The sequence below is a fragment of the Pseudomonas sp. KH_050 genome (assembly GCF_057838875.1).
Genome location: NZ_CM174478.1, coordinates 1,985,509 through 2,011,441, shown reverse-complemented (window position 1 = coordinate 2,011,441; position 25,933 = coordinate 1,985,509). Strand labels below are relative to the sequence as shown.

General features: G+C 60.6%; 25 protein-coding genes. 16 read left to right on the top strand and 9 right to left on the bottom strand.

Annotated elements, in window-relative coordinates; genetic code table 11:
- The first annotated feature begins 103 nt into the window (after positions 1-103).
- The 3 genes from AC3IUA_RS09280 to AC3IUA_RS09270 all read left to right on the top strand — a co-directional run bounded on the left by AC3IUA_RS09280 (position 104) and on the right by AC3IUA_RS09270 (position 4,301).
- A complete protein-coding gene (locus tag AC3IUA_RS09280; RefSeq protein WP_489360229.1) occupies positions 104-1,021 on the top strand; it encodes a dihydrodipicolinate synthase family protein in 918 nt (305 codons plus the stop codon).
- A gap of 73 nt (positions 1,022-1,094) precedes the next feature.
- On the top strand, positions 1,095-2,492 hold the full coding sequence (abaF, locus tag AC3IUA_RS09275) for a fosfomycin efflux MFS transporter AbaF (protein WP_489360227.1): 1,398 nt from the start codon (positions 1,095-1,097) through the stop codon (positions 2,490-2,492).
- A 228-nt stretch (positions 2,493-2,720) separates the two neighbouring features.
- Positions 2,721-4,301 carry an aldehyde dehydrogenase (NADP(+)) gene (locus tag AC3IUA_RS09270; RefSeq protein ID WP_489360225.1) on the top strand — a complete coding sequence of 527 codons (1,581 nt, stop codon included), beginning with the start codon at positions 2,721-2,723 and terminating at the stop codon, positions 4,299-4,301.
- A gap of 972 nt (positions 4,302-5,273) precedes the next feature.
- Here the strand turns inward: AC3IUA_RS09270 and AC3IUA_RS09265 are convergent.
- On the bottom strand, positions 5,274-6,281 hold the full coding sequence (locus AC3IUA_RS09265; protein WP_489362283.1) for an Ldh family oxidoreductase: 1,008 nt from the start codon (positions 6,279-6,281) through the stop codon (positions 5,274-5,276).
- Between the two features lie 203 nt (positions 6,282-6,484).
- On the opposite strand from AC3IUA_RS09265, the gene AC3IUA_RS09260 reads away from it, so the two are divergent.
- Positions 6,485-6,973: a hypothetical protein gene (locus AC3IUA_RS09260; RefSeq protein WP_489360223.1), complete on the top strand. Its 489-nt coding sequence runs from the start codon at positions 6,485-6,487 to the stop codon at positions 6,971-6,973.
- A 90-nt stretch (positions 6,974-7,063) separates the two neighbouring features.
- Here AC3IUA_RS09260 and AC3IUA_RS09255 read toward each other — a convergent pair whose 3' ends face one another.
- Positions 7,064-8,434: an OprD family porin gene (locus AC3IUA_RS09255; protein WP_489360221.1), complete on the bottom strand. Its 1,371-nt coding sequence runs from the start codon at positions 8,432-8,434 to the stop codon at positions 7,064-7,066.
- A gap of 920 nt (positions 8,435-9,354) precedes the next feature.
- On the opposite strand from AC3IUA_RS09255, the gene AC3IUA_RS09250 reads away from it, so the two are divergent.
- The 7 genes from AC3IUA_RS09250 to AC3IUA_RS09220 all read left to right on the top strand — a co-directional run bounded on the left by AC3IUA_RS09250 (position 9,355) and on the right by AC3IUA_RS09220 (position 15,263).
- A complete protein-coding gene (locus AC3IUA_RS09250; RefSeq protein WP_489360220.1) occupies positions 9,355-10,545 on the top strand; it encodes a methyl-accepting chemotaxis protein in 1,191 nt (396 codons plus the stop codon).
- Positions 10,542-11,189 (top strand): hypothetical protein, encoded by a 648-nt coding sequence (locus tag AC3IUA_RS09245; protein ID WP_489360218.1) that lies wholly within the window; start codon positions 10,542-10,544, stop codon positions 11,187-11,189. The genes AC3IUA_RS09250 and AC3IUA_RS09245 overlap by 4 nt, the downstream gene beginning before the upstream one ends.
- Positions 11,190-11,542: 353 nt before the next feature.
- Positions 11,543-12,829: a CmpA/NrtA family ABC transporter substrate-binding protein gene (locus tag AC3IUA_RS09240; protein ID WP_489360217.1), complete on the top strand. Its 1,287-nt coding sequence runs from the start codon at positions 11,543-11,545 to the stop codon at positions 12,827-12,829.
- A gap of 15 nt (positions 12,830-12,844) precedes the next feature.
- Positions 12,845-13,696: a nitrate ABC transporter permease gene (ntrB, locus tag AC3IUA_RS09235; RefSeq protein WP_489360216.1), complete on the top strand. Its 852-nt coding sequence runs from the start codon at positions 12,845-12,847 to the stop codon at positions 13,694-13,696.
- Between the two features lie 76 nt (positions 13,697-13,772).
- The gene (locus tag AC3IUA_RS09230; protein WP_489360214.1) at positions 13,773-14,564 is read left to right on the top strand and encodes an ABC transporter ATP-binding protein; all 792 of its coding nucleotides are present in this window, start codon (positions 13,773-13,775) and stop codon (positions 14,562-14,564) included.
- 248 nt (positions 14,565-14,812) lie between these two features.
- On the top strand, positions 14,813-14,956 hold the full coding sequence (locus AC3IUA_RS09225) for a hypothetical protein (protein WP_489360212.1): 144 nt from the start codon (positions 14,813-14,815) through the stop codon (positions 14,954-14,956).
- A 34-nt stretch (positions 14,957-14,990) separates the two neighbouring features.
- Positions 14,991-15,263, top strand: coding sequence for a hypothetical protein (locus AC3IUA_RS09220; RefSeq protein ID WP_489360211.1), 273 nt, complete (start codon positions 14,991-14,993; stop codon positions 15,261-15,263).
- A gap of 418 nt (positions 15,264-15,681) precedes the next feature.
- Here AC3IUA_RS09220 and AC3IUA_RS09215 read toward each other — a convergent pair whose 3' ends face one another.
- The gene (locus AC3IUA_RS09215) at positions 15,682-16,002 is read right to left on the bottom strand and encodes a helix-turn-helix domain-containing protein (protein WP_489360209.1); all 321 of its coding nucleotides are present in this window, start codon (positions 16,000-16,002) and stop codon (positions 15,682-15,684) included.
- Positions 16,003-16,228: 226 nt separating this feature from the next.
- Here AC3IUA_RS09215 and AC3IUA_RS09210 point away from each other — a divergent pair, with 226 nt between their 5' ends.
- From AC3IUA_RS09210 to AC3IUA_RS09195, 4 genes are all read left to right on the top strand, one after another.
- Entirely contained in the window at positions 16,229-16,825 is a 597-nt protein-coding gene (locus tag AC3IUA_RS09210) for a sigma-70 family RNA polymerase sigma factor (protein WP_489360207.1), read from the top strand.
- Positions 16,818-17,354 carry a FecR/PupR family sigma factor regulator gene (locus AC3IUA_RS09205; protein ID WP_489360205.1) on the top strand — a complete coding sequence of 179 codons (537 nt, stop codon included), beginning with the start codon at positions 16,818-16,820 and terminating at the stop codon, positions 17,352-17,354. The genes AC3IUA_RS09210 and AC3IUA_RS09205 overlap by 8 nt, the downstream gene beginning before the upstream one ends.
- A 91-nt stretch (positions 17,355-17,445) precedes the next feature.
- Positions 17,446-19,809 (top strand): TonB-dependent receptor, encoded by a 2,364-nt coding sequence (locus AC3IUA_RS09200; protein ID WP_489360203.1) that lies wholly within the window; start codon positions 17,446-17,448, stop codon positions 19,807-19,809.
- Positions 19,810-19,978: 169 nt separating this feature from the next.
- Entirely contained in the window at positions 19,979-20,923 is a 945-nt protein-coding gene (locus AC3IUA_RS09195; RefSeq protein ID WP_489360201.1) for an alpha/beta hydrolase, read from the top strand.
- Between the two features lie 10 nt (positions 20,924-20,933).
- On the opposite strand, the gene AC3IUA_RS09190 is transcribed toward AC3IUA_RS09195, so the two are convergent.
- Positions 20,934-22,745 (bottom strand): ABC transporter ATP-binding protein, encoded by a 1,812-nt coding sequence (locus AC3IUA_RS09190; protein ID WP_489360199.1) that lies wholly within the window; start codon positions 22,743-22,745, stop codon positions 20,934-20,936.
- A 246-nt stretch (positions 22,746-22,991) separates the two neighbouring features.
- Here AC3IUA_RS09190 and AC3IUA_RS09185 point away from each other — a divergent pair, with 246 nt between their 5' ends.
- Positions 22,992-23,405 carry a VOC family protein gene (locus tag AC3IUA_RS09185; protein WP_489360197.1) on the top strand — a complete coding sequence of 138 codons (414 nt, stop codon included), beginning with the start codon at positions 22,992-22,994 and terminating at the stop codon, positions 23,403-23,405.
- A 151-nt stretch (positions 23,406-23,556) separates the two neighbouring features.
- Here the strand turns inward: AC3IUA_RS09185 and AC3IUA_RS09180 are convergent, their stop codons facing one another.
- The 5 genes from AC3IUA_RS09180 to AC3IUA_RS09160 form a co-directional block, all read right to left on the bottom strand.
- Positions 23,557-23,751, bottom strand: a complete 195-nt coding sequence (locus AC3IUA_RS09180; RefSeq protein WP_489360195.1) for a hypothetical protein — start codon at positions 23,749-23,751, stop codon at positions 23,557-23,559.
- 613 nt (positions 23,752-24,364) lie between these two features.
- On the bottom strand, positions 24,365-24,625 hold the full coding sequence (locus AC3IUA_RS09175) for a hypothetical protein (RefSeq protein ID WP_489360194.1): 261 nt from the start codon (positions 24,623-24,625) through the stop codon (positions 24,365-24,367).
- 136 nt (positions 24,626-24,761) lie between these two features.
- Complete coding sequence (locus AC3IUA_RS09170) at positions 24,762-24,947, bottom strand: hypothetical protein (RefSeq protein ID WP_489360193.1); 186 nt, start codon at positions 24,945-24,947, stop codon at positions 24,762-24,764.
- A gap of 136 nt (positions 24,948-25,083) precedes the next feature.
- A complete protein-coding gene (locus tag AC3IUA_RS09165; RefSeq protein WP_489360192.1) occupies positions 25,084-25,320 on the bottom strand; it encodes a hypothetical protein in 237 nt (78 codons plus the stop codon).
- A gap of 163 nt (positions 25,321-25,483) precedes the next feature.
- The gene (locus AC3IUA_RS09160) at positions 25,484-25,693 is read right to left on the bottom strand and encodes a DUF2158 domain-containing protein (RefSeq protein WP_489360190.1); all 210 of its coding nucleotides are present in this window, start codon (positions 25,691-25,693) and stop codon (positions 25,484-25,486) included.
- Between the last annotated feature and the right edge of the window lie 240 nt (positions 25,694-25,933).

Sequence of the window (25,933 nt, the reverse complement as noted above, 5' to 3'; positions counted from 1 at the left end):
CCAACGGCTACTAAAACCCCTGATTAATTTGAAAAAAGCACTAGCCGAGCATCGGCATTTAAAATATCGTATACGAAATACAATTAACAAACCGGAGGCAACAATGAGCAAGCGCATAAACTGGAGTGGCGTTTTCCCCGCGGTGACCACTCAATTCAACGATGACTTCTCGATCAACCTGGAAAAAACCCACCAGGTGATTTCCAACGTGATCCGTGACGGCGTGTCGGGCCTGGTGGTGTGCGGTTCGGTGGGGGAAAACACCTCGCTGAGCGCCGAAGAAAAAATCGCCGTGACCGAAGTCGCGGTAGACGCCTCCCGCGGCCGGGTGCCGGTGATCTGCGGTGTGGCCGAGTTCACCAGCGTGCAGGCAGCCAAGGTCGCCAATGCCGTGCGCAAGGTCGGCGTCGATGGGGTCATGCTGATGCCGGCGCTGGTCTACGGTTCCAAGCCGTTCGAGACCGCCGAGCACTACCGCTACGTGGCCAGGAACGCCGACGTACCGCTGATGGTTTACAACAACCCGCCTATCTACAAAAACGACGTCACCCCGGACATCCTGATTTCCCTGGCCGATTGCGACAACGTGGTGTGCTTCAAGGATTCCTCCGGCGACACCCGGCGCTTCATCGACGTGCGCAATGAAGTCGGCGATCGCTTCGTGCTGTTCGCAGGCCTCGACGACGTGGTGCTGGAGAGCATCGCGGTGGGTGCCGAAGGCTGGGTCTCGGGCATGTCCAACGTGTTCCCCAAAGAAGGCGAAACCATCTTCCGCCTGGCCAAGGCCGGTCGCTTCGCCGAAGCCATGCCAATCTACGAATGGCTGATGCCGATCCTGCACCTCGATGCCCGTGCCGACCTGGTGCAGTGCATCAAGCTCTGCGAAGCCATCGCCGGTCGCGGCAGCGCCCTGACCCGTCCGCCACGCCTGGCCCTGCCGGAAGCCGATCGGGTCTTCGTCGAGCAGATCATGGCCAAGGCCCTGGCCAATCGTCCGCAGCTGCCGGACGTCGGTCTCTGAGTGAGTGCCGGGCCGGCCCTTGCGGCCCCGGCCCGGTTTACCTGTCTTTGCGCCCCTACAGGAAAACGCCAGCATGTCCACTGCTCAACACACTTGCAGCGCAACTACCCCTTCGGGACTGAAACGGGTGGTGGCCGCCGCCATGGCCGGCACCGTCGCCGAATGGTATGAATTCTTCCTCTACGGCACGGCCTCGGCGCTAGTCTTCGGCCGACTGTTCTTTCGCCAGACCGACAGCCCGATCGACGGCATCATCGCCGCCTTCGCCCTGTATGCCGTCGGCTTTCTCGCCCGCCCACTGGGTGGCTTGGTCTTCGGTCACTACGGCGACAAATTCGGCCGCAAGCGCCTGCTGCAACTGAGCCTGGTGGTGGTCGGCATCACCACTTTCCTGATGGGCTGTCTGCCCGGCTTCGACAGCATCGGCTACGCGGCGCCAGTGTTACTGGTACTGTTGCGGCTGATCCAGGGCTTCGCCTTCGGCGGCGAATGGGGCGGCGCGATTCTGCTGGTGTCCGAACACTGCCCGGACAATCGCCGGGGCTTCTGGGCCAGTTGGCCGCAAGCCGGGGTCCCGGCCGGCAACCTGGTGGCCACCGTCGCCCTGTTGCTGTTGTCGTCGAACCTGTCGGAGGAGCAATTCCTCGCCTGGGGCTGGCGCGTAGCGTTCTGGTTCTCGGCGGTGGTGGTGCTGATCGGCTACTGGATTCGCACCAGCGTCGATGACGCGCCGATCTTCAAGGAAGCCCAGGCCCGTCAGGCACAGACCAAGCAACAACAGTTGGGGGTGGTCGAAGTACTGCGTCACCACTGGCGCGCCGTGCTGGTCGGCATCGGCGCACGGTTTGCCGAGAACATCCTCTACTACACAGTCGTCACCTTCTCGATTACCTACCTGAAACTGGTGGTGCACAAGGACACCTCGGAGATTCTGTTTCTGATGTTCGGCGCGCACTTTCTACACTTCTTCATGATCCCGCTGATGGGCTATCTGTCCGACCTGGTCGGGCGCAAGCCGGTGTACCTGACCGGCGCGATCCTGACAGCCTTCTGGGGCTTCATCGGCTTCCCGATGATGGACACTGGCAACAACTGGCTGATCATCGCGGCGATCACTCTGGGCCTGGCCATCGAGTCGATGACCTACGCACCCTATTCGGCGCTGATGGCCGAAATGTTCCCGACCCACGTGCGCTACACCGCGCTGTCCCTGTGCTACCAGGTGGCGCCGATCTTCGCCGGCTCCCTGGCGCCACTGATTGCCATCACCCTGCTCAACAAGTACCACAGCTCGACACCGATCGCCTGGTACCTGGTCGGCGCCTCGTTGATCTCCATCGTCGCCGTCGGCCTGACCCGGGAAACCCGCGGCAAGTCGTTGCACCAGGTGGACGCCGAATCCGCCGCGCGCATCGCCGCCCAGGGCAACGCCGAACCTGCTACCCCTCGCCGGGGTGATTCGCTGGCTTGAGCACCAAAAGATCGCAGCCTGCGGCAGCTCCTACACAAGCCGCATACACCCGACAATCCGCGGTTGTACCCGATCCCTGTAGGAGCTGGCGCAGGCTGCGATCTTTTGATCTTGCTCCTGGGCAATATCCAGAACCGCCAAAGATCGCAGGCTACGCCAGCTCCTGCGCCGACCGGGTACACCCGCAATGGGGTGGGTGTACCCCACTTTTTTCAACAGGAATTTTCCATGCCCCAGATCATCGGCCACCACTACATCGGCGGTGCGCGCAGCGCCGCCGGCACCAGCACCCTGCACAGTCATGACGCCCGAAGCGGTGAAGCCCTGCCCTATTCGTTCATGCAAGCCACTGGCAAAGAAGTGGACGCCGCCGCCCAGGCCGCGGCTGCCGCCTACCCGGTATTTCGCAACCTGCCGGCGAGCCGGCGCGCGGAATTTCTCGAGGCCATCGCCGCGCAACTGGATGCACTGGATGACCAGTTCGTCGCCCTGGTAACCCGTGAAACCGCGCTGCCGACCGGGCGTATCCAGGGCGAGCGCGGTCGTACCAGCGGCCAGATGCGTCTGTTCGCCCAAGTCCTGCGGCGCGGCGATTTCTATGGCGCGCGCATCGACCGGGCATTGCCCGAGCGTCAGCCAATGCCACGGGGCGATCTGCGCCAGTACCGGATCGGCGTTGGCCCGGTCGCGGTGTTTGGCGCGAGCAATTTCCCGCTGGCCTTCTCCACCGCCGGTGGTGACACCGCAGCTGCACTGGCCGCCGGTTGCCCGGTGGTGTTCAAGGCTCACAGCGGGCATATGGCGACCGCCGAGCAGGTGGCCGACGCGATCATTCGCGCCGCCGAGCTGACCGGCATGCCCAAGGGTGTCTTCAACATGATCTACGGGGCCGGGGTCGGCGAAGCGCTGGTCAAGCACCCGGCGATCCAGGCGGTCGGCTTCACCGGCTCGCTGAAGGGCGGCCGCGCCCTCTGCGACATGGCCGCCGCACGACCACAGCCGATTCCGGTGTTCGCCGAAATGAGCAGCATCAACCCGGTGCTGGTGTTACCCGAAGCCCTGCGGGTACGAGGCGAGAAAATCGCCAGCGAACTCGCCGCCTCGGTGGTGCTCGGCTGTGGCCAGTTCTGCACCAACCCGGGACTGGTCATCGGTATTCGCTCCCCCGGGTTCAGCGCATTCATGGAACATCTCAGTGCGCTGATGGCCGAACAACCGGAGCAAACCATGCTCAACGCCGGCACACTCGACAGCTACGGCAAGGGCGTGCAGGCGCTGCACGCACATCCGCGAATCAGCCACCTGGCCGGCCGCGAACAACAGGGCAAACAAGCCTGGCCCCAACTGTTCAAGGCCGACGTCAGCCTGTTGCTCAATGGCGACCCGCTACTGCAGGAAGAAGTCTTCGGCCCGACCACGGTGCTGGTGGAAGTGGCCGACAAGGCCGAACTGCAACAGGCGCTGCAGAGCTTGCACGGTCAACTCACGGCCACGTTGATCGCCGAAGCTGTTGACCTGCAAACCCATGGCGACCTGCTGCCGCTGCTGGAACAGAAGGTTGGCCGGGTGCTGTTCAATGGCTACCCGACCGGCGTCGAAGTCTGCGATGCGATGGTGCATGGCGGCCCCTACCCGGCCACCTCCGATGCCCGTGGCACCTCGGTCGGCAGCCTGGCCATCGAGCGCTTCCTGCGCCCGGTGTGCTACCAGAACTGCCCGGACGCGTTGCTACCCGAAGCGTTGAAAGACGCCAACCCGCTGGGTATCACCCGGCTGGTCGACGGCAACAGCACCCGCGAACCGCTGTAAAGCCAAACGGGCGCCACTGGCGCCTAATGCCAGTCAGTCAAGGTGCGAAACCTGTGGGAGCTTGCTCGCGATAGCGGTGTAACAGTTGACAGTAATTTTGAATGTCCGTCAGTCATCGCGAGCAAGCTCGCTCACAAGATCAAGATCAAAAGATCGCAGCCTGCGGCAGCTCCTACGCTGGAACGCGTACGGTCAGGCCGGCCGGTCGGCCGCCTCGCTTTTGCTTTTGAGGTGCACGCCCCCTCGAGAGGCCGAGCGCAGGTTCTGCGCAGTGGGCCCACGGAGCAGGACCGGAGCGAGGGCATGCCGAGCCTTGGCGAGGCACCGAACGAAAGGGGCAAGAGCGCTTTGGTTACTTTCGCGCTTTTCGAAAGTGACACGCCGTAAAGGCGGAACCATAAGTAGCCGTTACCGCAGGAATGGAGATGTACACCAGGTGAGAGACAGGCCGGCTGCCAGTCCGCGAGCAAGCTCGCTCCCACAAGATCAAGATCAAAAGATCGCAGCCTGCGGCAGCTCCTACGCTGGAACGCGTACGGTCAGGCCGGTCGGTCGGCCGCCTCGCTTTTGCTTTTGAGGTGCACGCCCCCTCGAGAGGCCGAGCGCAGGTTCTGCGCAGTGGGCAACCCGGCATGGATGCCGGGTTAGCCGCCCCCGGCCATGGATGGCCGATGGCGGCGGGCCCACGGAGCAGGACCGGAGCGAGGGCATGCCGAGCCTTGGCGAGGCACCGAACGAAAGGGGCAAGAGCGCTTTGGTTACTTTCGCGCTTTTCGAAAGTGACACGCCGTAAGGGCGGAACCATAAGTAGCCGTTACCGCAGGAATGGAGATGTACACCAGGTGAGAGACAGGCCGGCTGTCAGTCCGCGAGCAAGCTCGCTCCCACAAGATCAAGATCAAAAGATCGCAGCCTACGGCAGCTCCTACGCTGGAACGCGTACGGTCAGGCCGGCCGGTCGGCCGCCTCCCTTCAATCCAGCAGCGCCTTCAGATCGTGGTACAAAGCCTCGGGAATCTGCACACCCTCCTCCAGACTGCGCACTCGCGCCTCATACCGCCGTTGCGACGGCAAGCGTGCGCCCTGCCCTTGAATGCTTTCGAACAGCACTTCAGCACGGGCCAGATGCTGCTCGGTGGCCTCGCCGAGAAAGCGCCGTGGGTCGAAAGCGATGATCAGCTCGCCATGGTACGGCGACGACTTGCTGCCGGCGTCGTACGCCAGCGACTCGGCACTGGTCAAATCACCGATCAATGGCCCGGCGATCAGTTCCACCATCGCCGCCAGCGCCGAGCCCTTGTGTCCACCGAACGTCAGCATCGCGCCGGTATCGAGCACCACGTTTGCATCGGTACTCGGCTGGCCCTCAGCGTCCACCCCCCAGCCCTCGGGAAGCGCTTTGCCGGCACGCCGGTGCAACTCGATATCGCCACGGGCAATCGCACTGGTGGCAAAGTCGAAGACAAACGGATTTTTACCCGAACGCGGCCAGCCAAAGGCGATGGGATTGGTCCCGAACACCGGCTGGCTGCCCCCCGCAGGCGCGACCCAGGCATGGCTGGGATTACAGGCCAGCGCCACCAGGCCGGCAGCGGTCAGCTGCTCGATCTCCACCCACAGCGCGGAAAAATGCACACAGCGATTGATCGCCAACGCAGCAATACCGTTGGCCCGGGTCTTCTCCTCCAGCAACGGCAGACCTGCCTGGAACGCCAACTGGGAGAAACCACCGGCGGCATCGACCCGCACAATCGAAGGCGCCTGGTCGATCACCCGCGGCTCGGCATCGGCTACCACCTTGCCGGCCCTGAGGGAATTCACACAGCCAAGAATCCGGTACAGGCCATGGGAGGCACAGCCATCACGCTCGCCCGCGATCACCGTGGCGGCCACCGCTTGAGCATGGGCCGCATTAAAACCGTTGTGCAGCAGGATCGATTCGGCCAGTGTACGGGCTTCGATCAGGGTCAGTCGGATCATATTCAACTCCTTGGACAGACCGTCCAGACTGGCCCATTCCAGGGCCTGCGGCTTGATCGCTTTAGCCCGTGGGGATGACGAACTCGGCATAGTCCGATCACTCCAAGCCTGGACCGCAGGTATCCCTGGAACCTGTTCAGGACATACCGGGATGGAGTACCTTGGGGGCTACGATCAAACTCACGTGACGATAGGAAATCGAAATGAGTAAGGCAGAAGAACTCGCCGCGAAGCTGAAGCAAAAGCAGGAAAGCAGTGCCGACTCAACCGCATCTGCCGACAACGCGATCGAGCATTGGCCCGGCCAGGTCTACGACATGTATCACCAGCTCGAAGCGTGGCTGGAGCCGCTGTCTGATGCAGGATTGGACATCCGGCGGGTATCGACGCGGGTCTTCGAGAGCCATTCTTCAGGTTCGACCTACCACTACGCGATCGATCAGCTGCTGATCGAAGGGAACCATAAAAGCATTACCTTCGACCCGATCGCGCGCTTCACGGAAGTGGGTCTGGGTCGTGTCGATATCCATTTGAAAGGCAAAGAACTGTATCTCCTGCGGACCAGCGTCGAGCAGGCTGATCCGCAATGGATGATTCACACGGTTCAACAGTCTGGTCAACGCAGGGTGGATCCGCTGGTGCTTGATGAGGACAGTCTGCTTTCGCTGATACAGGAGGGGCTGGAACTGTAGAGCGGGTTTATTGAGCCGCCAGTTGGCGCACCAAAGAAAAAACGCCGGCCACTATGAGCCGGCGTTCTGTTTTCATGGACGGGATGCAGGTTAGAGCAATGGCAGGGTATAGCTGACGATCAGACGGTTCTCATCCTGATCGCGTTGGGTCGGTGTCCCTGCCCCCGAGGCCGGCAGCTCGCTGCGCAACGAAGCGTTCTTCCAGGCGAATCCAAGGCCCTTGAGGCTGCCATCGGGAATCACATAGGCCAGGGTAATATCACGCTCCCACTCGCTTTGGTTACCGGTGCGGACCTTGATGTTGTCGCCATTCAGGTAAACCGTGTTGAACGTCAGGCCCGGCACGCCAACCTGGGCGAAGTCGAAGCCATAACGCACCTGCCAGGTGCGTTCGCCAGCGCGCTGGAATTTACCGATCTGCGAATCGGTGATCAGGTAGGCCGAAGAGCCTTCGCCATCACCCCGGTTGAGGAACGGGAAGTCGCTGTCGCCATTCAGCGCCTGGTAGCCGGCACCGAAGCTGTGGCCATACAGCACGTAGGTGAACAGACCGCTATAAGCCTGGTTATCCACTTCGCCCTTGGTCACGCCATTGCCGTAGTAGCCACTGCTGAGATAGCCGTCGGCACGGCCGGCGGCGCTGCCGTTCTTGCCATCGGAATCGCTGTTGAAGAAGCGCAGGTCAGTCTTCAGCACACCCGGGCCGATCGCCCAGTTGTGCAGCAGCCCCAGGAAGTGCTGCTGATAGAAGTCCTCCAGGTTGCCGTAATAGTACTGCAGCGTCAGGTCTTTGCTCAGCTTGTAGTCGCCACCCGCATAATAGAACGTGTTGCTGTCACGCGCGGAAGCAGTGCTGCCGTTGGCGCCAGCGATGCTCAGGCTGCGCTGGTCGGTGGAATTTCGGCCCTTGCTGTGCTCCAGCTGGCCACCGATCAAGGTCAGGTCCTTGATCTCGGTCGAGGAGACCTGGCCACCCTCGAAAGTCACCGGAAGCAGACGGCCATCGTTGTAGACCACCACCGGTAGCTTGGGCTGCAGCGTACCGTAGCGAAACTCGGTGTTCGACACCTTGGCCTTGGCGGTCAAGCCCAGGCTGCTGAATTCATCCACCGCAGTACCATCGCTGTCCGAGGGAAAGACGGTACCGGCTTGCTGCGAGCTCGACTCGAAGTGCTTGCCTTTGCTGCTGTCCAGGCGCACGCCAAGCAAGCCTAGCGCATCCACACCGAAACCGACGGTGCCCTGGGTAAAGCCCGAGCTGTAGTTGAGCAGGAAGCCTTGGCCCCATTCTTCCTGCCTGGACGGCGCCGCTGTGCCTTCGCGGTTATCGGTGTTGATGTAGAAGTTGCGCAGGGTCAGGCTGGCTTTACTGTCCTCGATGAAACCGGCAGCTACCGCCTGTTGCGTCAGCGCGCCAAGGGTGCCCGCCGCTACGGCGAAAGCCAGGGAAGAAGTCTTCATTTTACTGCTCCAGTTCATGCGCTCTTAATGGGTCCTGATTGCAAGCCTTGATCAAGGCTTCACAGGTAGTGTCTGGTCTTCCTGACTCGTAATAATCAGTGCTGACGTCGTGGGAAATTCCGCCCCTCGATCGAATCCCGTCCCGGGTTCTCCCTGGCATGCCCGGTGCTGGAAAAAATGCAAAAAAAAAGACGCCCGAAGCTGTAGAGCTTCAGGCGCCTTTGCCTGCCTTACCTATAAACGATGTCGCCTGGCAACACGGCTCGGCACACCTGCCCTGTGCCCTCAGGCATGTTGTGATCTGCGTTGACCACCAGGACTGCCAACCACTGGATTCAGTGGTCGGTTGACCAAGCCATAGCAGATAGCATGCCAGGTCCATGCTGATGGGCTGAGTCAGGAATGATCGATGGGGCTTGCGACACCTGAAGATGCTGGCGGCTGGAGGAGACGCCAGCCGTATCGGTGTTCTTTGAAATAGCCGTCCCCGCAGTACGACAGATTCTCGGGCCTGATTGGCTCGACCCAGAACAGCGCACTGCGGCTCGGCAATTCCCGTGACTGGTGCGTTGATTGCCTTTTCTGCCTTCGCCGCCTGCGAAGTGAAACCAGGATGAGGGCTGAAGAAAAACCGGATAAGCCTGTCCTCCTCCTGATCCGGTTTTCACTGCAAGCGCGTTCACCGCCGGCCCGTCACTGGTCATGGTGATCGAATGGAGCCGGCCTTTTCACTGCATGGGTGATACGCCTGCTGTCGATGGCGAAGGCTGGCAAACAACTTGCTTACGTCTGATCAGGCTTGAGCCATCAACGACGATGGTTTCGCAAATATCACGGGCAACGGCGTCCGCTCCCCTTCGCATTGCGCAGGGTGGGCGTGCGCCGTTTTTGCTTTTTATCCCGGCATAAAGGAAATTCTCATGTCTGCTCAAGGAATGTTCCCTCCGGGTCATGCCATCGCAACTCCGCACAACGTTGTCGACAAGTCGCGCCCTGCCGGCATTGCACTCAGGGCATTGTTTGGACCCGGCATGGCCCTGCTCGAACGCAGCAGGATCGGCCTCTGGTTACCCCTCGGACTGGCCCTCGGCGCCTGTGGTCTGGCGCTGGCCGAACGACCGGCAAGCGCTCTGACGCTGATACCTGGCGTCCTTTACCTGGGTTGCGCCTGGCACCTTCGCGAACGCCGGCAACGCCATCTACAGGCATTCTGGAACACCGAACTGGCACGGCTGCTACACAGCTCCGGGGATGCCGACCCGGCGACGCTACTGGTGGCGGCCAGCAGGCAGCTGCGCAACAACGAACGATTGCGCAGCGAAGTACAGTTCGCCAGCCACGCCCTGCAGCAAATGGCCCGGCAGGCCCGCGATCAGGGTGAGGAACAAAGCCAACGAATCGCCATGATCGCTGCCGCCAGCGAGCAAATCGATCAGACCCTGCACAGCATCGACGCCCTGGCCCAAGGTGCGTTGGCAGCTTTTGCCGACGCCCATGCCCAGAGCGATGCCGGTTGTCTGGAGGCACGCTCAGTGGGTGGCAGCATGCTCGCCATTCAGCACAGCCTGGGCAATACCGCACTGGCCGTGGAAGCATTGCTGCAGCGCACTAGCGCAGTGGAAAACACCGTCAATAGCATTCAGGCACTGTCCAGGCAGACCCAGTTGTTGGCCCTCAACGCCTCCATCGAGGCCGCCCGCGCTGGCGAACACGGTCGCGGTTTCGCCGTGGTCGCCGCGGAGGTCCGCAACCTGGCCCAGGCCACCGACCGGGCTACTCACGAAATCACCACGGCCGCGACAGCGATTGCCACGGCAGTGCTCCAGGTGGATGGCGAGGTCAAAGAGCACCGCGCATTGCTGGAAGCCGGTAGCCAACAGAGTGAGCAACTCGCCGCCAATCTCGACGACCTGGCGCAACGCAGCCAGACCAATCTGCAACACCTCGGCGCCATGCAACAGGCGCTCAGCGAGCACCAACAAGCCAATCATTCCCTCAGCGAACAGTTGCAACAGGTCAATGGGGCGGTGCAGGAGCAGAGCACCCAGACCCATGCACTGCACGACCTGACCCGCTATCTCAACCAACTCACCGTCGGGGGCCACCCATGAACCCACAATTGGTCACAGCATTCGATGGCGGGCAACCCCGCCGAACCCCGCTACCACGGGGTGACTCTGGCCTGCGAAAGGCGCTCTTGCTGGGCCTCGACCTGCTGCAAGGCTTGCAGCAGCATCGCGGACTCGGCGGACAGACCACCCCTGAGGCCCGGCAGCGCTGCCGGGCGCTGGGTGACTCGCTCGATCAACGCTGGAAGGACTGGCCGTGCTCCCTGCAACGCGAGGCCTGGCAGGCATTACGCCGCGACCCTGCGGATTTCGAAGGTCATTGCCAGTCGATACAAGACTTGCTCGGTACCCTCCAGCACCTCGAATTGCATCGCTGTGCGCTCAGTCTGCAGCCCCCGGTCATCGCCGAGCGTTGCTGGGAACTGGAAGACCTGGGGCGACTGCGCGGCCTGTCGGTGCGCGCCGCCGCCCATCGGCGTTGCCCATTGGACATGCTGATTCAATTGCAGTACCTGCACCAACGCTTGATCAAGCATGCCCCCCGCTCGCTGCTCGACGCTCTCGAACGGCTGCAAAACGGGCTGATCAGCCCGCCGGTAGTGTCGATTACCGCAGCGCAGTGCTACGCCCTTCTCACTCCTCTGCTCGATGAACGCCTCGACGCTATCCGTCGGGATCTGCGCTGAGGACTATCTCTACTCACTTCGCAACGGTGCGCAGGAGAGCCGTTTTGGTTCACCTCGCACCTTAGCCGCCCAACAAACGATCAGCGCTTCGCTCCCCCGGCTCTCCGCGCTCTCGACATCCGTTGAGAGAACATCACCGAATCACTCCAAGCCTTTGTTTATATTATGTTTTTAGCGCGATCAAAAAGGTCGGCCAGAAACCTGGCAAGCCCTTTGCTACTACTGATTAACAGCTTCACGCAGCACGCCAATGGCGGCGTGCCGCACTCCCGGACAACGGCGTCCGTCAGGTCCCTCAATCGAGGGCACCTGGCGCACGCCGTTTTTGTTTGCCCTCAAAAAAGGATGTGGCTATGACTGATGAGTGTGACTCGCAACACCCGGTGCACCCTGGCCGGCGCGCCTTCCTGAAGCAATCCCTGGTGGCGGCCGGCACTGTCGCCGGGATCACCGCCCTCGATCTGGCCGCGCCTGGCTTCCTGCGCAGTGCAGTCTGGGCCGCTGGCAGCGACGCACCGGAGAAAGCTGCGTTGAAGGTCGGTTTCATTCCGCTCACCGACTGCGCGTCAGTCGTGGTGGCGGCAACCCAGGGCTTCGGCGAAAAATACGGTCTGACCATCACTCCGAGCAAAGAGGCATCCTGGGCCGGCGTACGCGACAAACTGCTCAATGGCGAACTGGATGCCGCCCATGTGCTCTACGGTCTGATCTATGGCGTGCAACTGGGCATCGGCGGGCCGCAGAAAGACATGGCCATGCTCATGGGGCTGAACCAGAACGGCCAGGCGATCACGCTCTCCAGGCAGTTGCAGCAAGCCGGCGTGACCAATGGCGAACAATTGGCGGCGAAGGTCAAGCAAGGCGGTACCCCACTGACCTTCGCCCAGACATTCCCCACCGGCACCCATGCCATGTGGCTCTATTACTGGCTCGCCAGCCTCGGCATCAATCCGATGAACGAGGTGAAGACCATCGTCGTGCCACCGCCGCAGATGGTTGCCAACATGCGCGTGGGCAATATGGACGGTTTCTGTGTCGGCGAGCCGTGGGGAGCCCGGGCGATCTCCGAGAACATCGGTTTCACTGCCCTTGCCACGCAAAAAATCTGGCCGGACCACCCGGAAAAAATCCTCGGCACCACCCGCGACTTCGTCGAACAGTACCCCAATACCGCCCGGGCGCTGACCATGGCGGTGCTCGACGCCAGCCGGTTCATCGAGGCCAGCGTGGAGAACAAGAAAAGCACCGCCAGGCTGATTGCCGGCAAGGCCTACGTGAATGCGCCCGTCGAAGTAATCGAGCAACGCTTCCTCGGCCACTACGAGGACGGACTGGGCAACAACTGGTCGGACGAGCATGCGATGTCCTTCTGCAAGGACGGCAGCGTCAACTACCCCTACCAGTCGGATGGCATGTGGTTCCTCACCCAGTTCCGCCGCTGGGGTCTGCTCAAGGAAGATGTGGACTACGCCGGCGTGGCCAGGGCCATCAACCAGACCAGGCTCTACGGCGAAGCCGCCAGCCAGCTGGGGCTGGCCGTGCCGGGCAGTCCGCTGCGCAGTAGCACCCTGATCGACGGCAAGGTCTGGGACGGCTCCAATCCGGCCGCCTATGCCAATTCCTTCACCATCAAAGCCTGACCGGAGCAAACCGCCATGAACGCACCCCTCAAGTTGCCAGCGCCGCCCACCGCTACGGCGAATACCCAGCCAGAGCGTCGCACGCCCCTCCTGAACGGGTTGCGTCAACGCGCCAGGGAAGGCATTGCCCCATTATTAGGTATCGCTCTGTTCATCGCCGTCTGGGCGTTGATAGCGGCGCGTAGCGAGGGCCTGCCCGGCCCGCTGGCTACCTGGTATTCGGCCCTGGAGCTGTTCAGCGACCCGTTCTACGACAATGGTCCGAACGACATGGGCATCGGCTGGAACGTGCTCAACTCCCTTGGCCGGGTCGGCATCGGCTTCGGACTCGCCGCCCTGCTCGGTATCCCGCTGGGCTTCGCCATTGGCCGCTTCGCCTTCCTCGGCAGCATGTTCGCGCCGATCATCAGCCTGCTACGTCCGGTCTCGCCGCTGGCCTGGTTGCCGATCGGCCTGCTGGTATTCAAGGCCGCCGGCCCGGCGTCGATCTGGGTGATCTTCATCAGCTCGATCTGGCCGATCATCCTCAACACCGCCGCGGGGGTCGCCAGCGTGCCGCAGGATTATCTGAACGTCGCGCGGGTGCTCAAGCTCAGCGAGTGGAAGGTGTTCACCCATATTCTGTTTCCCTCGGTGCTGCCGCATTTGATGACCGGCATTCGCCTGTCCATCGGCGTGGCCTGGCTGGTGATCGTTGCCGCGGAAATGCTCACCGGTGGTGTCGGCCTGGGCTTCTGGGTGTGGGACGAATGGAACAACCTCAACGTCGAGCACATTCTCATCGCCATCATCATCGTCGGTCTGATCGGCCTGCTGCTCGAGCAAGGGCTGCTATGGATCGCCAAACGCTTCGACTACACCCACTGAACCGACACGCACAGCCAAGAGCCAGGCGCTGGTGAATTGCCCGCACCTGACGCTTATCTGCTACAGGAGAACCGAGATGACAAAATTCGTCGAGCTGACCCAGGTCAGCAAACACTTCGACACCAGGAAAGGCCGCTTCCAGGCCCTCAGCAACGTCAACCTGAGCGTCGCCCGCGGTGAGTTCGTCTCGTTGATCGGCCATTCCGGCTGTGGCAAATCCACAGTGCTGAACCTGATCGCCGGTCTGCTTGAAGCCGATGGTGGCGGGTTGATCTGCAACGGTCGCGAGATCGACGGTCCCGGCCCTGAGCGCGCAGTGGTGTTCCAGAATCACAGCCTGCTGCCCTGGCTGACTTGCTTCGGCAACGTGCACCTGGCCGTGGAAAAGGTATTTGGCAAACGCGAGGACAAGGCCGCGCTGAAGGCGCGTACCGAGGCAGCATTGGCAATGGTCGGTCTTGACCATGCCATGCACAAGCACCCCAACGAGATTTCCGGAGGCATGAAGCAACGGGTCGGCATCGCCCGCGCGCTGGCCATGGAGCCGAAAATCCTGCTGATGGACGAACCCTTCGGCGCGCTGGACGCCCTCACCCGCGCGCACCTTCAGGACGAGCTGCTGCGTATCGTTGCAGCCACTCAGAGCACCGTAGTGATGGTGACCCATGATGTCGATGAGGCCGTGCTGCTCTCCGATCGTATCGTGATGATGACTAACGGGCCGGCAGCCACCGTCGGCGAGATCCTCAGTGTTGACCTGGCAAAACCGCGCAACCGCCTGGCGCTGGCCAACGACCCCGAGTACCACCGCTATCGCACGACAGTCCTCGAGTTTCTCTACCATCGCCAGCGAATGCCGGCGGCTTGAGCACAGAGTCCGGGGAAGCCTCGGGATTGCTGCCTTTAGTCATCGGTTGCTGGAAAGGGAACGGTGAACACCTTGCTGCCGCATAACCGGGAACAGCCCGGCAAGGTGTGATGCCCGGGAACAAACAGGACCTGAATCTCACCCGTCATCAATCACGTCGATACTCACCATCTGCGCTAATTTCTTCCCCTTCATAAACGTGCGCGTAACAATCCAGCGCACACACTTTACGACTCGAGGGGGAAATCATGCTTATCCACATCCTGACTTGCCTGGCCCTGACGGTGGTAACCCTGTCGTTGTTCTCCCGCTTCGTCCTGCATGGTGGCGATTTGATCAGGAAATCGCCTCGAGTCGAGACCGCACAAAAAACCGGCGACTCTCTCGCGTGAGAGACGCCACCTGAAACGCAGCGGAGCTACCAACGTGAACCATCAAGTCAGCCTGACCGTGAGTTTCCCGAGGTTTGGTAAAAACTACTACTCGCAGCACGCGGTCTCTCGCGAGGACGTTGCGCTCATCTTCGACAAGCGCTTCGACCCGTTTTTGATGCCCGCTGCAACCCATCACTTCAACAACGAAGTCATTGGTTTCAACGATCAATTTCGATTCCTGAGTGAGGTTCTGTCCTCGCACTTGCTGGACATCGAAGCCAGTCAGCCACCGGGCATCATCATGCGGTCCGCAACGAGCCAGTGAAGCAGGAGGTATCAGCCTTATGTCTGCGGACACGAAAAAGCCCGCACAGGGCGGGCTCGGAATTTCGTGTAGGCGGCCGGTGCTGGTCTCCGGCTTACAAGGTTTATCAGGACTCTGACAGAAGAGTATTGAGTTCTTCTGCTTCACACGGCATAAGGGCTGGGTCTCATCGAGGAGATCTTTCTAACCGTGTACCCTTCGGAACGTGCCCCACGTCCCCTTGCTATCCTCTTGCGCATCAGTCTGCGTCTTCACCTACAACTTCAGAATAGCAAAAAGTCCGAAGCCCTGGCAGGGCTTTTTTAGAACGATTTTATCCAGTGGGAAGAACGGCAGTATGGAAAAATACTATCGCCGGCCAGACAGTTCCGATGCCGTTCGAGTGCCGCCCATTAGAGGCCGGCAACCGGCTTTTCGATCAGCATTCAGACAGAGAAGTAGCGAGCTGCGCGAGCGCGTCCTGATCCACTCCGTCCAGTTTGCGGTAGTGTTCGATGATGACAGTCTCCTCATCAGTCAGCGTCTCGGCAGCCAGCGCGGTTCGCTCACCGGTGAGCACGTAGAGCACGTCGACACCTTTGAGCCGAATGGCTATCAAATAATCCGATTTGGGTAGCCGCTCGCCATTTTCATACCGTCCTTGAGCATTCGCAGCAACGCCACCGATTGCACCGAAGTCGTGCTGGGAGAGCCCTAGTGTCTTGCGCGCTTCTTTCAAGCGCTCGCCGAATCGGTCCATGTGGGAATACCTCGATGGGAGTGCGTATTACCACCATACGCCTATATCCGACCCACCGAGGTATTCGTTTGCATGCACTGTAAATGAGTTCGGCAAGCGGAAACCCTGGCGGACCTTAGGATCAAGAGCGATCAGAGTGGGTTGAATTGCCAGGCTGTCCTCTCGGGCTCCGGGAAGGACCGAACGCAAGCATTGGAGTCGTCAGACTTGAACGGCTCGCTGCAACATGACAGCATTCGCAACTGCAACAGTTTCCCATTTGCGAATCATCTTCGTTCGAGGTTTTGTGGTGTCGGGCCAGTCCGCTTCTTTCCTCTCCGAGCTTTACCGTGGGCATCATGGCTGGCTGTTCGGCTGGCTGCGCAAGAAACTCGGTTGCCCTGAAAATGCCGCCGACCTGACCCACGACACCTTCGTCAAGCTGCTGGGCCTGGACATCCTGCCAACGCTGCAAGAACCACGGGCCTATCTGCTGGTGGCGGCCAATCGGTTGTTGATCAATCAGTATCATCGCCGCCGGGTCGAGCAGGAAACCCTGCGCAGCATGGCCGTGCTGCTCGATCAACAGCACCAGCAAGGCCCGGAACAGATCATTGCCGTGCGCCAATTGCTCGGCAAGGTCCTGCAGTTGTTGCTCGAAGAACTGGACGAGAAACCGCGCCAGGCTTTTCTGCTGGCGCGGGTCGATGGCTGTTCCTACGCCGAAATTGCCAGGCAGCTCCAGGTATCCGAAAGCAGCGTCAAACAGTACCTGGCCAAGTCGCTTGCGCACTGCCATGCCCGGTTGTTCGAAGCCTTGCCCGAGGGCTTGAGCGATGACTGACAGCCTCACTCAGGAGCAGATCCGCGAGCAGGCGGCGCTTTGGCTGGTGCGTCTGGACGAGGCGCCCTCGGCTGAAGAACTGGCCGAATTCAGCGCCTGGCACACTGCCGATTTACGCCATGCGCGAGTCTTCGAACAACTCCAGCAGCTCTGGCAATCCCTGTCGCCGCCCCCAAAAGCCCGGCCCCGCCGCGCCCGCATGATTGGCGCGGCGCTGGTGTTGCCGGCGGCGATCGCCCTCGGCCAGCTGCTACCGGTGCAGAACTGGCTGGCCGCCCCCCCTGAGTCGGTCGCGCCGACGCGCGGCCAGCTGATCTTTCACGACAGGCCTCTGCCCGAAGTGCTTGCCGAAATCGAACAGCATCGCCGAGGGCTGATCTGGGGCTCGGATGCGCGGTTGCAGGCCCTGCGCTTCACCGGTGTGCTGCCCCGGCAAGACAGCGATGCCGCCCTGGCCTTGTTGCAGGCGGCCTTGCCGATTCGCATCGACACCTACAGCCAGTATCTGGTGCAGGTACGTCCGCGCTGAGCGACCGCGAAAAAAATCTTCAACAGGACTGCCCGATTTCGTTTCAGCCCGGTCATTGGAGTTAATACAGTCGATTCCATGGGCAACACCAATGACCAACCAGACCTTTTCACTGTTTCGCCTGAGCGCCCTGGCCCTCGCCCTGAGCTGCGCTGCACCGGCCTTCGCCGAAACCGCCGCGGACACTTATCACTTCGAACAGGCGAGCCAACCGCTGGACTCCGCCCTGACCGCGCTGGCCACTCGGACCGGGCTGTCCATCGGCGTCGACGCGGCGCTGCTGCGGGGTAAATCGGCACCGTCGCTCAAGGGTGACTACAGCGCGGAACAGGCGCTGAATGCCTTGTTGCGCGACAGTGGTCTGCAATGGCGCTTCAGCGGGGAGAACAGCGTCACTCTGCAACCGGCTCCTGCCCCTCTGGAGCTGGGCAGCGGCTCGCTGTCGCTGTCCGACACCGTGATTTCCGCCACCCGCAGCGAGGCCAGCATCGCCTCGATTCCCGGCACCGTACAGCTGATCCAGGCGCAGCAGATCGCTCAACAGTCCGCTGCCGGGCGCAAGGTCGCCGATATTCTCGGCACGCTGGTACCGGGGCTGGCCCCCTCTTCCGGGACCATGAGCAACTATGGCCAGACCATTCGCGGGCGTAACGTGCTGGTGCTGATCGACGGTGTTTCGCAGAACGCCAGCCGCGATGTGTCACGCCAGCTCAACAGCATCGCACCCTCGAGTATCGAACGCATCGAGGTGATCTCCGGCGCCAGCAGCCTGTACGGCGCGGGCGCTTCGGGGGGGATCATCAACGTCATCACCAAGCGTAACGAGGGGCAGCCTTTGGCGTTGAGCAGTCGCGTGGGCATCAGCACCGCCGACAACCTCAACCGCAAAGGCTTTGCCTATGAAGCCTTCCAGAGTGTGACCGGACGCGAGAAAGCCTTCGACTGGTACCTGTCCGCCGACCTGTTGCAACGCAACGACCAGTTCGACGGCAACGGCAACCGCATTGCCCAGGAAGCCTTTCAGGGCAGCAACATGGACACCGAGAGCCATGACCTGCACGGCAAATTCGGCTTCGATCTGGATGATCAGCGGCGCCTGAGCCTCTCCCTGCAGGACTACGAGGACAAGCAAGACACCGGCTACGTGGCCGGCTCTCGCAATGGCGAGTCGGTGGCGATCAAAGGCTTGCAGTTGAGCGACCAGCCTTTTACCCACAACCAGGCAGTCAACTTCAATTACAGCGATCGCGACCTGTTCGGCCAGCAACTGCTGGTGGAAAGCTACTGGCGTAAACAGGAAGCGCGTTTCTTCCCTTACAACTGGGGCGCCAATGCCGGGGTCGTCGCCTCCGAGAGCGACGCCGAGGTCTATGGCCTGCGCACGGCCGTGGAAAGCCCCCTGCCGAGCATCGGCAGCGCCACCGGCAGCCTGGTCTGGGGCGCCGACTTCGAGAACGAAAAAGTCAGCCAGCATGGCGACCGCTATAACGTCGACGGCCTGGTCTACACCCCGACCGGCCAGCGCTACGCGTTCGGTCCGGATATTGAAACCAACACCACCGCGCTCTTTGCCCAATCCAGTTGGGACATCGGCGACTGGACCCTGCGCGGTGGCGCACGCCATGAGTGGATTCACAGCGATGTCGCCGACAGCGTCGCCTTCGGTGGCATCTGGCGAGCCGGTGTGACCGAGCAGCTGCCAGGCGGCACCCTGAAGTACGAAGACACCCTCTACAACCTCGGCGCGGTCTACCACCTCAGCAGCGCGCAGGATGTGTTCGTCAACTTCAGTCAGGGCTTTTCGCTACCCGATATCCAGCGTTTCCTGCGGGACGTGCGCGGCAGTTATGACATCCACGACCTCAACGCTCAGGCGATCAAGGTCGACAGTTACGAACTCGGCTGGCGTGGTGACTGGGACTCGCTGCAGGCCAACGTCACACTGTTCGAAAACCGTTCGGACGTGACTCAGTACTACGACTCCGTCACTCGAGCACAACGCCTTATCGACCAGAAAGAGCGCGTGCGCGGCATCGAGACCAGCCTGACCTACCACCTGGATCAAGCCTGGTCGCTGGGCGCAACCTATGCCTGGACCAAAGGCGAAACCCACCAGAACGGCGAATGGCTCGACCTGCCCGCCACCCGCATCTCGCCGGCGAAAACCACGGCCTTCGTCGCTTTCGACCAGGACGACTACAACCTGCGCCTGCAGGCCTTGCGCCTGGAAAGTTACGACGCCGGCTTCCAGGATGGCAATGGCCGCAAAATCGAAGGCTACACCACCGTCGATCTGCTGGGAGGAGTGGCGCTACCGGTTGGCAAGCTGGAGATGGGTGTCTACAACCTGAGCGACCGTCACTATGAAACGCTGTACATGCAGGCCAATGCGGCAGCGCCTTATCCCCATGCTGAAGGGCGGCGGTTGGCGGTCAGTTATTCGGTGGATTGGTAAGGGGGGTCTGCTGCCCTTTAGGGCCTGCCAAATACGGTGGCGAGGGAGCAAGCTCCCTCGCCACAAGATTTGTAACTTATTACGCATCTACGATGGTCGGAAAAAATTCTCTCGCCCGGACACTTCTGTTAAAAACCGTTCTTCATGTCTGCGCCGGTGAACCACCCCAATGCCCGCTTCCCTTCTCACTCGTCTCGGACGACGCTGGCTGGCGCTGCTGTGCATGGCCGCGCTGATCGTCGGCTTGCCTGTGGGTTGCGGGGTGCTTGAGCATAAAGAGCGAGAGCTGTTGTTCCGCATCGAGCCAGGCAACGCCAGTTGGTACCGCGGCCTGCCGAGCAGCGTTCAGGAATTCGAGTTGCAACCCAAGAGTTTCAAGGCCGGGCAAAGCATTCATGGCTGGTGGTGGCCGGCGGAACGCGCGAATGCGCCGGCGATTCTTTACCTGCACGGCGTGCGCTGGAACCTCACTGGACAGCTGTTTCGCATCGAACAACTGCGCGCACTCGGCTATTCGGTGCTGGCCATCGACTACCGCGGCTTTGGTCAGAGCCAGGGCGATCTGCCGTCGGAAAGCAGTGTGTACGAAGATGCGCGAATTGCCTGGGAGCGTCTGAAAGTCCTGCAACCGGACGCGAGCAAACGGCTGATCTACGGCCACTCACTCGGTGGCGCAGTGGCGATCGATCTGGCGGCCGAACTGGGCCAGAGCGCTGCAAAAGACCAGACCCCGGTGCCCGCCCGAGGGTTGATCATCGAGTCCACCTTCACTTCCCTGGCCGATATCGCCACGGCAATGGCCAACACCTCCCTGCCGGTACGTTGGCTGCTGTCGCAGAAGTTCGACTCCATCGACAAAATCGCCGGGATCCGCATGCCGTTGCTGGTGGTCCATGGGCTGGATGACCGCTACGTGCCGCCGCGTTTCAGCGAACAATTGTTCAACGCCGCTGTTGAACCCAAGCGTCTGTTGCTGGTGCCCGGTGCGACGCACAACAACAGCATGCGCCTGGGTGGGCCGGCCTATCGCAAGGCGCTGGATGCCTTGATGCAATCGCAGCCGCCAGCACAGGTTGCCGGGCCGGCTATTTCGCGCAGTTCTCGAGACTCATAAGTTTGCCGGCCTAGCGGTAACCCCGGGCCTGCAAGCTGAACAATTGCGCATAACGCCCGCCCGCGGCGACCAGGCTGTCGTGATCACCTCGCTCAAGGATCGCCCCCTGATCCAGCACGATGATGTGGTCGGCATTGCGCACGCTGGAGAAACGGTGAGAAATCAGCAAGGTCATCCGCCCTTCCGTGTGCTGACTGAAATGCTCGAACACCGCCGCTTCCGCAGCCGGGTCGAGTGCCGAAGTCGGCTCATCCAGGATCAGGATATCGGCGTTGCGCCGCATGTACGCACGGGACAAGGCGATCTTCTGCCATTGCCCGCCGGACAACTCCTGCCCACCGGCAAACCAGCGCCCCAGTTGCGTGGCATAACCTCGGTCCAGACGCTCGATGAAAGGCGCGGCCATGCCCTCGGCGGCGGCTTGCTGCCAGCGCTGTTCATCGTTGAAAGCCAGGGTGTCACCCACGCCGATGTTCTCGCCCACGGAGAACTGATAGCGAATGTAGTCCTGAAAAATCACCCCGATCCGCCGACGCAATGCCTCCTCCTGCCACGCCTGCAAATCGCTGCCATCGAGCAGAATACGCCCCTGATCGGGACGGTACAGCCGCGTCAGCAACTTGATCAGGGTGGTCTTGCCCGAACCGTTCTCCCCCACCAGCGCCAAACTGCGGCCCGGCACCAGGTGCAGGTCGATACCCTCCAGCGCGGCCCGACTGGCACCCGGATAGCGGAAACTCACGTTCTCGAAGCGCAGACCATCGCCGGGCAGCGCGCCGACAACCAGATTTCCGCTATCGGCCACCACGGGTTCGGCCAGGTATTCATAGAGACTCGACAGGTAAAGACCATCCTCGTAGAGACCGCTGATGGCGCTCAAGCTGCTGCTCACCGCCGTCTGCCCCTGCTTGAACAACACCAGGTACATGGTCATCTGCCCGAGGCTGATGCTGCCGTGAACGGTATCGACCACGACCCAGGCATAGGCCAGGTAAAACGCGCCCGTTCCCAGCAGACCCAGGATAAATCCCCAACCATCCCGGCGTAGCGTCAGGCGCCGATCTTCGGCGTAGAGACGGGCGAATGTGTCGCGATAGCGCTTCAACAACAACGGTGCAAAGCCGAACAGCTTGACCTCTTTGATGTAGCCCTCATGGGAGAGCAGCGTCTCGATGTAATTCTGCTGCCGACTCTCTGGTGCGCGGCGGGTAAAGAGCCGGAACGCATCCCCGGAGAAATGCGCTTCGGCAAAAAACACCGGCAACGCGCCGACCACCAACAGCACCAGCGCCCAGGGCGAAAAATGCACCAGCAATACGCCGAAGCTGATCAACACAATCAGGTTCTGGATCAGCCCCAACGACTTCATCACCAGCGCCAACGGCCGGGTCGAAGCTTCGCGCCGCACCCGCACCAACTTGTCGTAGAACTCGGAATTCTCGAACTGCACCAACGATAACGTCTGGGCCTTCTCCAGAATCATCGTGTTGACCTTCTGCCCCAGCTGCACCCGCAACAGCGACTGCTGGACCGACAGTGCGCGCTGGGTCCCGGACAGCAATGCGAGCACACCCGCCTCAAACAGCACGTAACGCACCACCGGCCACAACGGCGCACTGCCCTGCTGCGCGTGCAACTGCATGGCGGCGACCACCGCATCGACAATCCGCTGCCCCAACCACGCCGCCAGCGCCGGCAGCACCCCGGCGATCAGCGTCGCCAGCACCAGCCCCAGAAACAGTCCGCGAGACGTTCCCCAGACCAGCAGCAAGGCACGTCGCGCCTGGTCGAGCAGCGAGGCGAAGCGGGAAAGGACAGGCATAGGGCAATGGACTCGGCAGGCGATAAGCGCAGTGGGTAGTGCGCGATCTCAACAAGGGATCATGGTACTTCAGCTCAACGAGCGCAGGAGGCGATAAGCCTCGCTGCCCCCATAAAAAAAACATCTAAAAAAACCCCACCTGCCCGCGCGATTTAGCGCTTTGCTACTTGGGGTCAACGCCCATCGGGATTCGTCGAACAGCATCCCGTGGAACCGATGTGCCCTCTTCATCACCGGGAGCTGAACATGAAAATCAATCCCTACCTGATCTTCAACGGCGACTGCAAAGACGCTTTCACCTTCTACGCCAAATGCCTGCAAGGCACGCTCGAAGTCATGATGACCTTCGGCGAAAGCCCGGCTCGCGAACACTTTCCGGCGGAGCTTCACCACCTGATCATTCATACCCGCCTGCTGGTGGGTGATCAGGCGATCATGGGCTCGGACACCACGCCTGATCGCCCGACCCAAGGCATGAGCGGTTGTTCGGTTTCGTTGAATGTCGACAGTATTGCCGAGGCGGAACGGGTGTTCGGGGCGCTGGCGGACGGAGGCAGCATTGAAATGCCGTTGGAGGCCACGTTCTGGGCGGCGCGTTTCGGGATGCTGGTCGATCGTTTTGGCGTGTCCTGGATGGTCAATTGCGAAAAGGATCAGTGAAGCAGGCTTGAGCAGTTCGGTGGAGCAATCGCGGATTATGAGTTGGCCAAACACCGCGGTGATCATCTCCAGAGCCATCACGGCCATTTCTTCGTAGACGGTCGTGGTGGCTCCAGACATGAAGAGCCTGGCGTACTGGATTGGCTCCTGGTTATTTCCTGGTATCCATCATCTTGTCAGCAAGCGCCTTGGCTCTTTCAATCAACAGGTTCTGCCTGTCATCGTGAGTGGCCCCTCCTACAACCGGTGCTGTCAGATTGCTTTCCGCGATCAGCGCAGCACAGAAGTATTGATCCCAAATAGCTCTGTTCTCGGACGCTGGTTTGGTGATTTGGTCGGAGATCATATGCAGCTCCTTTTGATGAAGTAGCACCGCTAGTTTACGCCCGAATCGCCAACAACCCACGCCGGCGATCGTGGCGTAGACCCGCTGCCGAGCACACCGTCGCTCACCTTCGCGCCCGATACGCAGCAGATCGCCCACTGCGCAATAAGGTCGCAGGCGATGGCGTTGAAAAAAAATCCCCACTCACTGGCGTGTTGACGGCTCCGTGCTACGGTTCAAGTCTGTTCAACAAAAACGGTGCGCGCAAAAATGTTGAAATCACGGATAGTTGAATCTGGACTTTACGAAGCAGAGAGCAAATCCGGAAAGCGCTACACGATTGTGGCGGAAACCCGTCAACTCGGTTTCGACACAAATGAGTCAACTTCGACTTCGTGGCGCAACGGCCCGATTTATTACCGCACCCTGGATCATAAGCCAGTTTTTTGGGTGAGCAATCAAGAGTTCACGCTCGTACAGACCGGTGAAATTGTCACGCGACTTTAAATCTGCCGCCTTGCGAGGTGGGTCTGCGTAACCGCCTCGCTTCGCTCCAGAAGCCCATTGAGCGTCATCTCGTCAATCAAAAAAACCCGACGTAGTGGCCGGGATTCGTTGAAATAACAGCGGGCCGTCAATCCTTATAAACCAAAACGAAATCTTCAGCGGCAAGAGACTCGCCCCGGCCTAAAAAAACCACTGGAACTCCCTGGAAAGTCCCCCTGAAAAACTCGGCGCTCGACGTGATCGCATCCGTAGCCTGCTTCGACCATATCTGTAACTGAGTCACTTTCTTACCCTCGAGCGCCGACTGAGATAGAGCGCACACTATTTTTTCTTTCATGCTTGCCTCCTTCATTTGATAGATCACCGCTGCAACAGGGCTTAGCGCCATCCGGTCGATCTCCTCGCAGCAATCGAAGCATAGCTGGATAAATCCCTCCCATTCCTACCCCTGATGGGTGGGGACCAGGCGCCTGAAAACGCACGAAAATGGGCCCGCGGGTGGCTGACTTACAGGCTGTAGCGACTCAAGATTCATCGGCGAGGCGGAACTGAATTTCTACCGGCGCGCCAGGCGCCATGATTTCCTCGACCTGCACATGTCGAGCTCCGCACTCGGTGCATTCGAAAGCCTGGCGGCCGATATCCTTGTCGTAATGCACGTCGACCTCGGTATCTTTACCGCATTTCTGGCAAACGAACTTCACAGTCATGGCTGTAACTCCCGCTTCAGATGAATGCTCATCCCGAGCCACCGCACTTACTTGAGTCTTGACTATCACGATGACTATGCGGCTATGGCCAACGAGCGCCAGCCAAAGCCAAAGAAGCTGACGATCGGTAACAGGCCTAACGACTTAGCCACCTGAACGCAAGATCAGTACCACGGCGCATGGCATCTCCAAAAGTCGGCCATTCGCCAACTTCCTCGCCGAGCTTTGTATAACCGTTTTCGTCCTTGATCCAGATAATAATTCCGACAGGCGACAGGCTATCAGGATCGCCCCAAATGAAGTCTATCTTCGCCTCTTCTCCGTTTGGATGGAGGTATTCCACGGGATAAGGTCTTTCAATATTCGAATGCATGGCAATGTCCCTGAACCGGTCTCATGTCGAAACTCAGAAATAGCCCACAGCTCTGATTCTCGCCAACCGGCCGCGGCCGAGGGCGAAGAGCTGCTGCCATTCGGCCCACCGTGTGGGGGTTTGGACTTCGCGCAAAGGGGGTGTCATACCTGTCCCGTTTATCTCATAGAGCTGAGCCTTTAAGCCGGCTGCCACCTTTTTCAATCATCTCGGCGTTAAACGTTGCCGTGTGATGCTGCTCTGCTTTATCAAACCAATCGCAGGTCACCTGGACGCTGTAACCGTCGCTTGTGTCGTTATCAACATCTCTAACAGTCATGACAGGGCCGCCACTTTTCAAAACCACCAGATCGCCCTTCTCGAAATTCGACATCGCCTATCTCCATGGAAGATTGAGCATCTATCATGGGCTGCAGCAAACCTGAGTTCAATTGCCACTACCGAACCATTATCCGTGCCTGCATCCTGAATAACTGCTTCAATCACTACAGACTTCTGGCGAAGTGTCATGGAAACCTGATCTCACACCACCATTCGTCGCATCAACAAACGTAGCGCGGATTACGTGACCATGACTGGCTTAAGGATTGCACAGCACGCCCGTAGCAGCCCC

Bases quoted from the DNA above. Each gene is read 5' to 3' on its own strand.
- AC3IUA_RS09280 (WP_489360229.1), top strand. From the start codon at position 104: ATGAGCAAGCGCATAAACTGGAGTGGCGTTTTCCCCGCGGTGACCACT.
- AC3IUA_RS09195 (WP_489360201.1), top strand. From the start codon at position 19,979: ATGCCCGCTTCCCTTCTCACTCGTCTCGGACGACGCTGGCTGGCGCTG.
- AC3IUA_RS09230 (WP_489360214.1), top strand. From the start codon at position 13,773: ATGACAAAATTCGTCGAGCTGACCCAGGTCAGCAAACACTTCGACACC.
- AC3IUA_RS09180 (WP_489360195.1), bottom strand. From the start codon at position 23,751: ATGATCTCCGACCAAATCACCAAACCAGCGTCCGAGAACAGAGCTATT.
- AC3IUA_RS09215 (WP_489360209.1), bottom strand. From the start codon at position 16,002: ATGGACCGATTCGGCGAGCGCTTGAAAGAAGCGCGCAAGACACTAGGG.
- AC3IUA_RS09225 (WP_489360212.1), top strand. From the start codon at position 14,813: ATGCTTATCCACATCCTGACTTGCCTGGCCCTGACGGTGGTAACCCTG.
- abaF (WP_489360227.1), top strand. From the start codon at position 1,095: ATGTCCACTGCTCAACACACTTGCAGCGCAACTACCCCTTCGGGACTG.
- AC3IUA_RS09255 (WP_489360221.1), bottom strand. From the start codon at position 8,434: ATGAAGACTTCTTCCCTGGCTTTCGCCGTAGCGGCGGGCACCCTTGGC.
- AC3IUA_RS09170 (WP_489360193.1), bottom strand. From the start codon at position 24,947: ATGACTGTGAAGTTCGTTTGCCAGAAATGCGGTAAAGATACCGAGGTC.
- AC3IUA_RS09165 (WP_489360192.1), bottom strand. From the start codon at position 25,320: ATGCATTCGAATATTGAAAGACCTTATCCCGTGGAATACCTCCATCCA.
- ntrB (WP_489360216.1), top strand. From the start codon at position 12,845: ATGAACGCACCCCTCAAGTTGCCAGCGCCGCCCACCGCTACGGCGAAT.
- AC3IUA_RS09260 (WP_489360223.1), top strand. From the start codon at position 6,485: ATGAGTAAGGCAGAAGAACTCGCCGCGAAGCTGAAGCAAAAGCAGGAA.
- AC3IUA_RS09245 (WP_489360218.1), top strand. From the start codon at position 10,542: ATGAACCCACAATTGGTCACAGCATTCGATGGCGGGCAACCCCGCCGA.
- AC3IUA_RS09205 (WP_489360205.1), top strand. From the start codon at position 16,818: ATGACTGACAGCCTCACTCAGGAGCAGATCCGCGAGCAGGCGGCGCTT.
- AC3IUA_RS09185 (WP_489360197.1), top strand. From the start codon at position 22,992: ATGAAAATCAATCCCTACCTGATCTTCAACGGCGACTGCAAAGACGCT.
- AC3IUA_RS09200 (WP_489360203.1), top strand. From the start codon at position 17,446: ATGACCAACCAGACCTTTTCACTGTTTCGCCTGAGCGCCCTGGCCCTC.
- AC3IUA_RS09250 (WP_489360220.1), top strand. From the start codon at position 9,355: ATGTCTGCTCAAGGAATGTTCCCTCCGGGTCATGCCATCGCAACTCCG.
- AC3IUA_RS09265 (WP_489362283.1), bottom strand. From the start codon at position 6,281: ATGATCCGACTGACCCTGATCGAAGCCCGTACACTGGCCGAATCGATC.
- AC3IUA_RS09175 (WP_489360194.1), bottom strand. From the start codon at position 24,625: ATGGCGCTAAGCCCTGTTGCAGCGGTGATCTATCAAATGAAGGAGGCA.
- AC3IUA_RS09240 (WP_489360217.1), top strand. From the start codon at position 11,543: ATGACTGATGAGTGTGACTCGCAACACCCGGTGCACCCTGGCCGGCGC.
- AC3IUA_RS09270 (WP_489360225.1), top strand. From the start codon at position 2,721: ATGCCCCAGATCATCGGCCACCACTACATCGGCGGTGCGCGCAGCGCC.
- AC3IUA_RS09210 (WP_489360207.1), top strand. From the start codon at position 16,229: ATGACAGCATTCGCAACTGCAACAGTTTCCCATTTGCGAATCATCTTC.
- AC3IUA_RS09160 (WP_489360190.1), bottom strand. From the start codon at position 25,693: ATGTCGAATTTCGAGAAGGGCGATCTGGTGGTTTTGAAAAGTGGCGGC.
- AC3IUA_RS09190 (WP_489360199.1), bottom strand. From the start codon at position 22,745: ATGCCTGTCCTTTCCCGCTTCGCCTCGCTGCTCGACCAGGCGCGACGT.